We start from the raw sequence: 12,525 nt of genomic DNA on the forward strand, positions 1-12,525 counted from the left end.
CGGAGGTTGCTATGTTAGTTAGCGTATATCGTTACAACCCTGAGACCGATGATGCTCCGTACATGCAGGATATCCACATTGATATCCCTGGTGGTAAAGACATCATGGTCTTGGATTTGCTTAACTTGCTTAAAGAGAAAGATCCAAGTTTGGGCTACCGTCGTTCATGCCGTGAAGGTGTATGTGGTTCAGACGGTATGAATATGAACGGTAAAAACGGTTTGGCATGTATCACGCCTTTGTCGGCTGTTGTTACTAATGACAAATTGGTACTTCGTCCTTTGCCTGGCTTGCCAGTAATTCGCGACTTGGTTATCGATATGTCTCAGTTCTATAAGCAGTATGAGAAAATCAAACCGTTCTTAATCAATGATACACCGGCGCCAGCTATTGAACGTCTTCAGTCTCCTGAAGAACGTGCTGAACTAGATGGCTTATACGAGTGTATTTTGTGTGCTTGTTGTTCTACAGCGTGCCCATCGTTCTGGTGGAACCCTGATAAGTTCATCGGGCCATCAGGTTTGTTGCAAGCTTATCGCTTCTTGGCTGATACGCGTGACACGGCTACTCGTGAGCGTTTGGCTGAGCTGGACGATCCATTCTCGGTGTTCCGCTGCCATGGCATCATGAACTGTGTGAATGTTTGTCCTAAAGGTCTTAACCCGACCAAGGCAATCGGCAAAATTAGAAACATGCTGATTAATCAGGCGACTTAAGAATCTAACGGCACCTCAGGGTGCCGTTTTTTTTGGTTAATAAAGCCGCTTATGCTTCAAAACCGCTATTTTATTTAGAATACACGACTAATAGATATATAAAGGCGGTTTGAAAAGTCGTACAATGTCCCCGCATTTCCATGCATGCACGTGGTAATGTTGAGTGGTAACAACGGAAACAAAAGAAGGGGCGTCTGCGCATATTTCCTGTCGGGTATGGTGCAATCCCGGCTGCGTAAGAAAAGTCCCTCGAGCCAGGGTGATCAACTAATGCAAGAAGGCGTAATGGAGTTGCTTTGGAAAAATGCCCACCTCTATGGTGGTAATCTTTCCTATGTGGAGCAGCTATACGAAACATATCTGATGGATCCTAATGCCGTTTCGCAAGAATGGCGTGATGAATTTGATAAGCTGCCAAAAACCGGCGAATCAATTTCTCAGGATGTCCCTCACTCTCCTGTGCGAGAGCACTTCCTCTATCTTTCTAAAAACCAGAGCCGTTCTCATCCGGTCGAAGTTGCTAGTGTATCTTCTGATCATGAGAAAAAGCAGGTTCGTGTTTTACGAATGATCAACGCTTACCGTGTGCGCGGTCATCAAATGGCTGAAATTGATCCTTTGCATCAATTACAGCGTGAAGATGTTCCTGATTTAGCACTGCGTTTTCATGAGCTTTCAGAATCAGACTACGATACTACTTTCCAGCTTGGATCGTTGTTTTTTGGTACAGAAGAAGCTCCACTGAAGTCGATCGTTGAAGATCTGAAAAAGACTTACTGTTCAACAGTTGGTGCAGAATATATGCACATTGTTGATACTCAGGAAAAGCGTTGGTTGCAATCTCGTATTGAGCCAGTTAGAGCGCACCCTGAAGTAGAAGTCGAAAAGAAAAAGATGATTCTGGAGCGTTTAACTGCTGCAGAAGGCTTAGAAAAATACCTAGGTTCTCGTTACGCCGGTGCGAAGCGTTTTGGTTTAGAAGGTGGTGAGTCTCTCATCGTTTCTTTGAATACCTTAATACAGCGTGCAGGTAAGCAGGGTGCTAAAGAGATTGTAATTGGTATGGCTCACCGTGGCCGCCTGAATACATTGGTTAACATCTTTGGTAAAAACCCCGCTGAATTGTTCAGTGAGTTTGAAGGCAAGAAAACCCTTGATACATCTGGTGACGTTAAATACCACCAAGGTTTCTCTTCAAACGTTATGACTGAAGGCGGCGAAGTCCATATTGCTATGGCGTTTAACCCATCGCATTTGGAAATCGTAGCGCCGGTTGTTGAGGGCTCTGTTCGAGCGCGTCAAGACCGTCGTGATGACACTGTTGGTACATCTGTAGTGCCTGTTAGCATCCACGGTGATGCAGCATTCGCCGGTCAAGGTGTCGTGATGGAGACGTTCCAAATGTCTCAAACGCGAGCTTACAAAACAGGCGGTACTATTCATATTGTTGTTAACAACCAGGTCGGTTTTACAACAAGCAAGCGTGAAGATGCACGCTCGACAGAATACTGCACAGATGTCGCTAAGATTGTTCAAGCACCCATTTTCCACGTCAATGGTGACGACCCTGAAGCTGTTCGTTTTGTGACTCAGGTTGCTGTTGATTATCGTAACGAGTTCCACAAAGACGTTGTTATCGACTTAGTTTGTTATCGTCGTCGTGGACATAACGAAGCGGATGAGCCGTCTGGTACACAGCCGTTGATGTATGCTGAAATTAAAAAGCATAAATCAGTTCGTGAGCTATATTCCGATGCCATGATTGCTCAGGGTGTTGTTACTGCTGAAGAGAGCAAAGAGCTTGAGCGTAACTACCGTCAATCATTAGAGAATGGTGAGCACGTTGCGTTATCACTCGTCAAAGAGCCTAACACAGAGCTGTTTGTCGATTGGAAGCCTTACCTAGGCCATAGCTGGTCGTTTGATTGCGATACAACCGTTGATATCAAACTGCTGCAAGAATTAGGTAACAAGATTTGCCAAACTCCTCAAGGCTTTACAGTTCAGCGCCAAGTTCAGAAGATCATTGATGATCGTTTGAAAATGGCAGCAGGTGCGATGGAGCTTAACTGGGGTATGGCTGAATCATTAGCTTATGCCACGATGTTAGCGCAAGGGCATCCTGTTCGTTTAACCGGTCAAGACGTAGGTCGCGGAACGTTCTCGCATCGTCATGCTGTTCTTCATGACCAAAAAACAGCAGAAACGTATGTGCCTTTGGCTAATTTATCTGAAGGGCAGCCGCGTTTAACCCTGTATGACTCGTTATTATCAGAAGAAGCTGTGCTGGGATTTGAATACGGCTATGCCACAACTATGCCTAACTCAATGGTTATTTGGGAAGCGCAGTTTGGTGATTTCGCTAACGGCGCTCAGGTTGTAATTGATCAGTTCATTACAAGTGGCGAGCATAAATGGCAACGCTTGTGTGGTTTAACTATGCTATTGCCTCATGGTTTTGAAGGTCAGGGGCCGGAGCATTCATCTGCACGTCTTGAGCGCTTCTTACAAATGAGTGCAGAACATAATATTCAAGTGTGTACGCCAACTACACCTGCACAAATTTATCATTTATTACGTCGTCAGATCATTCGTCCGCTGCGTAAGCCGTTAATTGTAATGTCTCCTAAGAGCTTGTTGCGTCATAAGCAAGCAGTATCTACTTTGGAAGACTTGGCTGAAGGTAGCTTCCAGCCTGTCATTCCTGAAACGGATAACCTCGATCCTAAGAAAGTAAAACGTGTCGTCCTATGTGGCGGTAAGGTATATTACGATCTTTATAATCGTCGTGCTGAACTCGAAAAGGATGATGTTGCTATCGTTCGTATCGAGCAGCTATACCCGTTCCCAGAAGATATTCTTGCTGAGACAATCAAAGATTACACTAACCTCGAATCAGTTGTGTGGTGTCAAGAAGAGCCTATGAACCAGGGTGCATGGTACTGCACTCAGCATCATATGCGCGCTTCATTGAAGATGCACAATCCTGCGTTGCAATTGGAAGGCGTGGGCCGTCCTGCCGCAGCGGCTCCAGCGGTTGGTTACATCTCTGTTCACGTTGAGCAGCAAGAAAAATTGGTTAACGACGCCATTAACGGTTAATGATCAAGCTGCCCCTCGGGGGCGGCTTTCTGAGTATAGTTAAGGAATGCACATGTCCATCGAAATTAAAGCTCCTACTTTCCCTGAATCGGTTGCGGATGGCACCGTCGCTACATGGCACAAGCAGCCAGGCGAAGCATGTTCAGCAGATGAACTGATTGTTGATATTGAAACAGATAAAGTTGTATTAGAAGTGGTTGCGCCAGAAGACGGTGTAATCAAAGAAATCCTCAAGGGCGAAGGCGATACCGTTCTTAGTGATGAAGTAATTGCTGTATTTGAAGCCGGCGCTGCAGGCTCTGCTGCTCCAGCGGCTGATGCTTCACCAGCAGCTGACTCTGCTCCAGCAGGTGACGCTGATAAAGTAGGTCCAGCGGCTCGTAAGTTAATTGATGAGCACGGCCTTGATGCGTCTAAAATTCCTGGTACAGGAAAGAATGGCGGCATTACTAAAGAAGACGTGCAGAATTTCATGAATTCTGGTGCACAACCAGCGGCAGCAGCTCCGGCAGCGGCAGCTGCACCGGCTCCTGCAGCACCTGCGGTTAGCGTTAATGTTGCAGCCGGTGAGCGTGTTGAAAAACGTGTTCCTATGACTCGCTTACGTGCAACTATTGCTAAGCGTCTAGTTGATGCGCAGCAAAATGCAGCCATGTTAACAACGTATAACGAAGTTAATATGAAGCCGATTATGGAATTGCGTAAGCAGTACAAAGATTTGTTTGAGAAAACGCATAACGGTACACGTTTAGGTTTCATGTCATTCTTTGTTAAAGCGGCAACTGAGGCACTAAAACGTTTCCCTGCTGTAAACGCATCTATCGATGGTAATGACATGGTTTACCATGGCTATCAAGATATCGGTGTTGCCGTATCTACAGATCGTGGTTTGATGGTTCCGGTATTGCGCGACACTGATAGCATGAGCTTGGCTGATGTTGAATCAACGATACGCGACTTTGGTCTTCGCGGTCGTGACGGTAAGCTGGGTCTAAATGATATGCAAGGCGGTACGTTTACTATCACGAACGGTGGTGTATTCGGCTCGTTAATGTCTACTCCAATCTTGAATCCGCCACAAACGGCTATCTTGGGTATGCACAAAATCCAAGACCGCCCAATGGCTGTAAACGGTCAGGTTGAAATTTTGCCAATGATGTATCTGGCACTGTCTTACGACCATCGTATGATTGACGGTAAAGAAGCGGTACAATTCTTGGTGACAATCAAGGACTTGCTGGAAGATCCAGCACGTATGCTTCTTGACGTTTAATGTACACCCGTAATCAACGAAATTAATAGGTAGATCAATGTCACAGAAATTTGATGTTATCGTTATTGGTGCAGGCCCTGGTGGTTATGTTGCTGCAATTCGCGCTGCACAATTAGGTTTGAAAACAGCATGTGTTGAAAAATGGGTTGATGAAAAAGGTGCTGCTGTTTTAGGTGGTACTTGTTTAAACGTTGGTTGTATTCCTTCTAAAGCGTTACTGGAATCAACTCACAAGTTCCATGAAGCGGCTCATGATTTCTCTGTTCACGGTATTAATGCTGGTGACGTCCAAATGGACGTTAAACAGATGGTCGCTCGCAAAGATAAGATCGTTAAAAACTTAACCGGTGGTATTACTGGGTTGTTCAAAGCGAACGGTGTAACTACCCTGCAAGGTATGGGTAAGTTGTTAGCTGGTAAGCAAGTTGAAGTGACTGCAGCTGATGGTACGGCGACCGTATACGACGCTGATAACGTTATTTTGGCTTCTGGCTCTGTACCTGTTGAGATTCCACCAGCTCCGTTAACAGAAGGTTTAATTCTTGATAACGCAGGTGCACTTGATATCTCTGAAACACCAAAGCGTTTGGGCGTTATTGGTGCCGGTGTAATCGGTCTAGAGATGGGTTCAGTATGGGCTCGTTTGGGTACAGAAGTAACTGTACTGGAAGCAATGGATTCTTTCTTAGCACTAGCGGATCAAGATGTAGCTAAAGAAGCGGCTAAGCTGCTCAAAAAGCAAAATCTAGACATCAAGTTAGGTGCACGTTGCACAGGCACAGAAATCATTGACGGCAAAGAAGTGAAGGTTAAATTCACTGATGCTGAAGGCGATAAAGAAATCATCGTAGATAAGCTCATCGTTGCTGTTGGCCGTCGTCCACAAACAAACGGTTTGTTGGCTGGTGATTCTGGCGTTAAGCTTGATGAGCGTGGTTTTATCTTTGTTGATGAAAACTGCCGTACAGAGGTTCCAGGTGTTTACGCAATCGGTGATAGCGTTCGTGGACCTATGTTGGCTCATAAAGCATCTGAAGAAGGCATTATGGTTGCAGATATCATTGCAGGTCATAAAGCCGCTCTTAACTATGATGTTATTCCTAACATCATTTACACGTACCCTGAGTTGGCTTGGGTTGGTAAGACTGAGCAAGAACTGAAAGCGGAAGGTGTAAAAATTAAAGTCGGTAAATTCCCATTTGCAGCAAATGGCCGTGCTATGGCGTCTAACGCTACAGATGGCTTTGTAAAAATGATTGCCGACGAAGAAACTGATCGTGTATTGGGTGTTCATATCGTAAGCGCTATTGCTTCCGAGTTGATTGGCCAAGCGGCTATCGCTATGGAATTCTGTTCAAGTGCAGAAGACCTACAGATGACTGTTTTTGCTCACCCTACAGTCAGTGAAGCAATACACGAAGCTGCATTAGCTGTGGATAATCACGCTATCCATATGGCTAATCGTAAAAAGCGTTAAATTAGTACATATTCATAGTTTCGGCCGAACCACAAGTTCGGCCGATATTGCGAGAGCTTGTCATAAGCCTTGTGGCCCCGGAGGGCAAACCCTTCGGATTTATCAGTGACAACACAACGGACTAGAGCATGAATCTTCACGAGTACCAAGGCAAACAACTGTTTGCTCAATATGGTCTGCCAGTATCTAAAGGTTACGCGGTAGACACTCCAGAGGCAGCTGCAGAAGCTGCTCAAAAAATCGGTGGTGATAAATGGGTTGTTAAAGCTCAGGTTCACGCAGGCGGCCGCGGTAAAGCGGGCGGCGTAAAGCTGGTTGAAACACCTGAAGCGGCAAAAGAATTTGCTGCTAACTGGTTAGGTAAGAACTTAGTAACTTACCAAACTGACGAAAACGGTCAGCCAGTTTCTAAAATTTTAGTTGAAACATGCACAGACATCGCTCAAGAATTGTACTTGGGTGCGGTTGTGGATCGTTCTACTCGTAGCATCGTTTTCATGGCATCTACTGAAGGTGGTGTTGAAATCGAGAAGGTTGCTGAAGAAACTCCAGAGAAAATCCTTAAAGCGTCTATCGATCCGCTAACAGGCGCTCAGCCTTATCAAGCGCGTGACTTAGCGTTTAAGCTTGGTCTAGTTGGCGATCAAATCAAACAATTCACTAAGATCTTCCTAGGTCTTGCGAAAATGTTTGAAGAAAAAGATTTGGCTCTTTTAGAAATTAACCCATTGGTTATTACTGAAGCTGGCAACCTTCATTGCCTAGACGCTAAAATCGTTATCGATGGTAACGCTATTTACCGTCACAAAGATCTTCAAGAAATGCACGATCCTTCACAGGATGATGAGCGTGAAGCTCGCGCTGCAGAATGGGATCTTAACTACGTTGCGCTAACCGGTAACATCGGTTGCATGGTAAACGGTGCTGGCCTTGCAATGGGCACAATGGACATCGTTTCTTTACACGGTGGTTTCCCTGCTAACTTCCTAGACGTTGGTGGCGGTGCAACTAAAGAACGTGTTACTGAAGCGTTTAAAATCATTCTGGAAGACACAAAAGTTAAAGCCGTTCTGGTTAACATCTTTGGTGGTATCGTTCGTTGTGACTTGATTGCAGACGGTATCATTGGTGCAGTTCAGGAAGTAGGTGTAACTATTCCTGTCGTTGTACGTCTAGAAGGTAACAACGCAGAATTGGGTGCGCAGCGTCTAGCAGAATCTGGTTTGGCTATCATCGCTGCAACAAGTTTGACTGATGCTGCTCAACAAGCAGTTAAAGCAGCGGAGGGTAAATAATAATGGCCATTCTGATTAACAAAGATACTAAAGTTATCTGTCAGGGTTTTACTGGTGGTCAGGGTACTTTCCACTCTGAGCAAGCTATTGCTTACGGTACGCAAATGGTTGGTGGTGTTACACCAGGTAAAGGCGGTACTGAGCATCTTGGTTTGCCTGTATTCAATACGGTTGCTGAAGCTGTAGAAGCTACGGGTGCTGATGCATCTGTGATTTACGTACCTGCTCCGTTTTGTAAGGATTCTATCCTTGAAGCAGCTAATGCGGGTATCAAGCTGATCGTATGTATCACTGAGCACATTCCTGTAATGGATATGTTGCAATGTAAAGTGAAGTGCGACGAGCTAGGTGTGCGTTTAATCGGCCCTAACTGCCCAGGTGTTATCACTCCGGGCGAATGTAAAATTGGTATCATGCCTGGCCACATTCACTTGCCAGGTAAAGTAGGTATCGTATCTCGTTCAGGTACACTAACTTACGAAGCTGTTAAGCAAACAACTGATGCTGGTTTCGGCCAATCTACTTGTGTTGGTATTGGTGGCGACCCAATCCCAGGCTCTAACTTTATCGATATTCTAGAAATGTTCGAAAAAGATCCTAAGACTGAAGCGATCGTTATGATCGGTGAAATCGGTGGTAGTGCTGAAGAAGAAGCGGCTGCTTATATCAAAGCTAACGTAACTAAGCCTGTAGTATCTTACATCGCTGGTGTAACTGCACCTGCTGGTAAGCGTATGGGACATGCTGGTGCGATCATCTCTGGCGGTAAAGGTACAGCAGATGAGAAGTTTGCTGCACTTGAAGATGCTGGTGTTAAAACGGTTCGCTCTTTGGCAGATATCGGTGTTGCATTAGGCGAGATTACTGGCTGGAAATAATTCAGTGAGTTTGGTTCGTTAAAAAAGGCAGCTTAGGCTGCCTTTTTTGTATCTATTTTTTGCTGTGGTTTGGGTTTCTTTTTCCTAGCGGCAATAATTACAGCTGCGTGTCGATATGGGTCTGTGTTGGAACACTTAATGTTAATGTGTTTCCTAGCTGCCTTAATTCAAGATATTTGAGAAAGCTCATACCCAGTAATACAGTATCGCCATCCATATAAGGGTTGATGTGAGCCTCAACATTTTTTAGCACAATGTTTCCTAATTGCACTTGTTCAAGGTTCGTGCGGTGTACGGAAATACTTCCGTTTGCAGTCGACACACGTGTGCTTGCGCCGGCTTCTAACTTTAATTTGTTGGCGATATTTTCTGGGATGCTTAACACGGTAGCGCCAGTGTCTAATAAAAAGACAACAGGTTGCTGATTGATCATGCCAGTTGCAACGTAATGTCCTTGTCGATTTCTATTCAAAATGACAGGTTCGGCATTGGTATGAGATGTCATTAAGTACTGGTTTGGATTTCTTTGTTTTTCCAACCAGGTGCTAAAAAACATGGTGAGCATTATTAATGCAATAATCCATGTTAAGTAGCGCATGATAGATGACATTTTATCGATGGTAGAAATAACCGCTCTCCCTTTTTTAAGCATTTATAATGTTTAGAAGATTCTCGGATTTTAAAGTTCATTTATCGATTAAATTTAATCGTTTTGTTGCGTCATCTAACCGTCATATTTCTGTATCCTTTTAGACATCTGCTCTGATTAAACTCGATCTTTTTTACTAAGCATCCTTGGAGTAGATATGCGCTTTCAGCACACGGTTTTAGCAACAGCTATTACGTCGGCATTATTGGTTGGTTGTAATTCATCAGATGATGATTCGTCCTCTTTTTCGTTAGATGTGGCTCAAGGCTCTGTCGCTTCTCTTAATGTAGATGCTGATTTGCAAGTCGTCACCTATGAGAAAGATGGGGTTGAGGCGAGCTTGCCGTTAACCATAGGCTATGGCAGCGGTGCATACCACGCGTCGGCTGACAGCGCATCAGAGTTTTATACCATCACGGATCGAGGCCCTAATATAGCGTGTGGTGATTCTGCGAATATATTGGGTGTGGATGAGTTATGTGGCGCGGGCAATGAAGACGGTAAAATTTTCCCAGTCGCTGATTTTGCCCCGATGATTGTAAAGTGGAAGCTATCTGGAACGCCGGGGAATTACTCGGCTGAGGCTATTGAGACCATTACTCTGAAAAAAACAGACGGTACAGTGGTCAGTGGTTTGACGAATGACTTAGTTTCAACGGACACTGAAGGTGCGTTTGATTTAACTGGGGCTTCTTTAGATTTTGATAATAATGGATTAGATCCGGAAGCGCTGGTTAAGTTAAGTGATGGTACTTTTTGGATTTCTGAAGAGTATGGGCCGTCCATTGTGCATGTTAGTGCAACGGGTGAAATCATCGAGCGCGTAGTACCTGCGTCAGTAGCAGCGGATTTATCAGATGCGGGTTACCCCGTCAGTGGTGCGCTGCCGGATGTATTAAAAAAGCGCAAATTAAACCGTGGCATTGAGTCTATCGCACTGTCTCCAGATGAAGATGCTTTATATTTTGCCATGCAAAGCCCGTTAGCCAACCCAGATGCTGATGCCTATAAAAGCTCACGTCACTTGCGTGTTTTTAAGTATGCTCTAAATGCTGATGGCTCCTTAGGTGCTCAAGATGGTGAGTATGTTTACGAGTTAGATTACCCACAAAGTTTTGCTGATACTGAGGGTAATGGCGATGTTTCTACTAAGCAAAATAATGTCAAAGTGTCAGAGATGCTTGCGGTCGGGGATGACGATTTAGTAATTTTAGAGCGTATCACTAATACGACAAAGCTCTATCGTATTTCGTTGGCCACTGGTGACAACATTATGTCTACGGACATTAGTGACGCTACGGTTATGGCTCCCGAAAGTGATGAATCAAAAACGTTAGAACAAGTATTTGATCCATCAGCATTGGATGCTGTACCCGTTACCAAAGAGCTTGTATTTAATTCCTTGACCGACATGCCGTCTGATTCTAGCTTGCCAGCTAAAGTAGAAGGTATCGCGTTACTTGATGCGGATCATCTGCTGCTCATCAATGACAACGATTTTGGTATTGCTGGCGAAGAATCCATCATTACTATTTTACCTACTCCTGCGGCAATGAAAGCCACGGCAGCTCCTCAACGTTTATCAATGTCGGTTGTTGGCCGCTATGAGTCAGGTGTTTTTGATGAAAGTACCGCAGAAATTGTTGACTATCATGCGGCTTCTGAACGAGTGTTTGTTGTTAATGCTAATAACAAAAAAGTCGATATCTTAGACTTGTCATCTTTGACTAATACTTCTGTTGATAACGCTGTTGCTTTAAACAACCTTGCTTTGGTTGGTACATTGGACGTTCAAGCGGATGTGACCAGTGTTGAATTAGGGGCCGCAAATAGTGTGTCGGTTCATGATAACTTACTGGCTGTAGCGGTTGAAAACGACGACAAACAAGCTAACGGCATCATTGCTTTTTACGATGTTAGTGGTGCAACGCCAAGCTTTATTAGTTTTGTAACAGTGGGAGCTTTGCCCGATATGGTTAAGTTCACACCCGACGGGACTAAGGTATTGGTAGCCAATGAAGGCGAGCCAAACATTGATTATACAGTGGATCCAGAAGGGTCAGTTTCTGTTATCTCTGTGACTAATGGCGTTCCGGCAACGACTGCTACTACATTAGATTTTACGGCGTTTAACGTGGGCGGCAGTCGTCATGATGAACTGTCTAACGAAGTTCGCATATTTGGCCCCGGTGCGACTGTTGCTCAAGATTTAGAACCTGAATATATCGCTATTAACTCTGATAGCAGTAAAGCATTTGTTGCTCTGCAAGAGGCAAATGCAATAGCTGAACTTGATTTAGAAACGCTATCTATCACTGCCATTTATGCGCTCGGTACAAAAGACTTCTCAGAGGCAGGTAATGAGATAGATGCAAGTGATAAAGATGATGCTATCAACTTCGCATTGCATGAGGGCGTGGTTGGTATGTATCAGCCTGATACGATTGCAACGATGTCTTACATGGGTATGGATCTCGTGTTTACGGCGAACGAAGGTGATTCACGCGATTACGATGCTTACTCGGAAGAAGAGAGAGCAGAAGACCTCATTGATGGTAACCTGCTAGATGCTGATAATGCCTCATATGCGGCGGCGCAAGATGAGGAACAGTTGGGGCGTCTGAAAGTCACTACTGCAACGGGCGATACCGATGGTGATGGTGATATTGATGTGATCCACAATTACGGAGCGCGTTCGTTCTCAATTTGGGCTGATGGAATGCAAGTGTTTGACAGTCATTCAGACATTGGGAAAATTACAGCGGGCCGCTTAGGGGTGCTATTTAATGGCGAAGATAAGCGCAGTGATGATAAGGGCGCTGAGCCAGAAGCAATGACCTTAGGAACCATTGGTGAACGTACGTATGCTTTTGTAGGGTTAGAGCGTACAAGCGGTATTATGGTTTATGACGTTACTAATCCGTACGGTGTTCAGTTTGTCGATTACGTTGAGAATATCGACCGTAGCCTCGATGAAGAAGTACAGGGTGATGTAGCGCCAGAAGGCATGCGGTTTATTAGTGCAGAAGAAAGTCCGAATGGTAACCCATTATTGGTTGTTGCTAACGAAGTATCCGGTAGTACAACGATATATCAGTTAACGTTGCAATAATTAGCGGTTTTATTCCCACATAA

The 12,525-nt window shown here is 44.7% G+C and carries 8 protein-coding genes; 7 read left to right on the top strand and 1 reads right to left on the bottom strand.

Translation table 11 applies throughout. The annotated features are described in order from the left end of the window. Window positions 1-11: 11 nt before the first annotated feature. The 6 genes from BS617_RS06220 (at window position 12) to sucD (ending at window position 8,741) form a co-directional block, all read left to right on the top strand. Window positions 12-716, top strand: coding sequence for a succinate dehydrogenase iron-sulfur subunit (locus tag BS617_RS06220; RefSeq protein WP_075171994.1), 705 nt, complete (start codon window positions 12-14; stop codon window positions 714-716). A gap of 270 nt (window positions 717-986) precedes the next feature. Next, window positions 987-3,818 carry a 2-oxoglutarate dehydrogenase E1 component gene (locus BS617_RS06225; RefSeq protein WP_083609949.1) on the top strand — a complete coding sequence of 944 codons (2,832 nt, stop codon included), beginning with the start codon at window positions 987-989 and terminating at the stop codon, window positions 3,816-3,818. A gap of 52 nt (window positions 3,819-3,870) precedes the next feature. After that, window positions 3,871-5,091 carry a 2-oxoglutarate dehydrogenase complex dihydrolipoyllysine-residue succinyltransferase gene (odhB, locus tag BS617_RS06230; RefSeq protein WP_075171995.1) on the top strand — a complete coding sequence of 407 codons (1,221 nt, stop codon included), beginning with the start codon at window positions 3,871-3,873 and terminating at the stop codon, window positions 5,089-5,091. Between the two features lie 37 nt (window positions 5,092-5,128). After that, the gene (gene lpdA, locus BS617_RS06235; protein ID WP_075171996.1) at window positions 5,129-6,568 is read left to right on the top strand and encodes a dihydrolipoyl dehydrogenase; all 1,440 of its coding nucleotides are present in this window, start codon (window positions 5,129-5,131) and stop codon (window positions 6,566-6,568) included. A gap of 128 nt (window positions 6,569-6,696) precedes the next feature. Then, complete coding sequence (gene sucC / locus BS617_RS06240; RefSeq protein WP_075171997.1) at window positions 6,697-7,863, top strand: ADP-forming succinate--CoA ligase subunit beta; 1,167 nt, start codon at window positions 6,697-6,699, stop codon at window positions 7,861-7,863. Window positions 7,864-7,865: 2 nt separating this feature from the next. Then, window positions 7,866-8,741 carry a succinate--CoA ligase subunit alpha gene (gene sucD, locus BS617_RS06245; RefSeq protein ID WP_075171998.1) on the top strand — a complete coding sequence of 292 codons (876 nt, stop codon included), beginning with the start codon at window positions 7,866-7,868 and terminating at the stop codon, window positions 8,739-8,741. A 97-nt stretch (window positions 8,742-8,838) separates the two neighbouring features. Here the strand turns inward: sucD and BS617_RS06250 are convergent, their stop codons facing one another. Continuing rightward, complete coding sequence (locus BS617_RS06250) at window positions 8,839-9,393, bottom strand: retropepsin-like aspartic protease family protein (RefSeq protein WP_083609950.1); 555 nt, start codon at window positions 9,391-9,393, stop codon at window positions 8,839-8,841. Between the two features lie 154 nt (window positions 9,394-9,547). On the opposite strand from BS617_RS06250, the gene BS617_RS06255 reads away from it, so the two are divergent. Then, on the top strand, window positions 9,548-12,502 hold the full coding sequence (locus BS617_RS06255; RefSeq protein WP_075171999.1) for a choice-of-anchor I family protein: 2,955 nt from the start codon (window positions 9,548-9,550) through the stop codon (window positions 12,500-12,502). The last annotated feature ends 23 nt before the right edge of the window (window positions 12,503-12,525 follow it).

Source organism: Neptunomonas phycophila (genome assembly GCF_001922575.1).
Lineage (GTDB): Bacteria > Pseudomonadota > Gammaproteobacteria > Pseudomonadales > Balneatricaceae > Neptunomonas > Neptunomonas phycophila.

Excerpts from the sequence above, each read along its gene's own strand:
- BS617_RS06220 (WP_075171994.1), top strand. The coding sequence starts at position 12 with ATGTTAGTTAGCGTATATCGTTACAACCCTGAGACCGATGATGCTCCG.
- BS617_RS06225 (WP_083609949.1), top strand. The coding sequence starts at position 987 with ATGCAAGAAGGCGTAATGGAGTTGCTTTGGAAAAATGCCCACCTCTAT.
- odhB (WP_075171995.1), top strand. The coding sequence starts at position 3,871 with ATGTCCATCGAAATTAAAGCTCCTACTTTCCCTGAATCGGTTGCGGAT.
- lpdA (WP_075171996.1), top strand. The coding sequence starts at position 5,129 with ATGTCACAGAAATTTGATGTTATCGTTATTGGTGCAGGCCCTGGTGGT.
- sucC (WP_075171997.1), top strand. The coding sequence starts at position 6,697 with ATGAATCTTCACGAGTACCAAGGCAAACAACTGTTTGCTCAATATGGT.
- sucD (WP_075171998.1), top strand. The coding sequence starts at position 7,866 with ATGGCCATTCTGATTAACAAAGATACTAAAGTTATCTGTCAGGGTTTT.
- BS617_RS06250 (WP_083609950.1), bottom strand. The coding sequence starts at position 9,393 with ATGCTTAAAAAAGGGAGAGCGGTTATTTCTACCATCGATAAAATGTCA.
- BS617_RS06255 (WP_075171999.1), top strand. The coding sequence starts at position 9,548 with ATGCGCTTTCAGCACACGGTTTTAGCAACAGCTATTACGTCGGCATTA.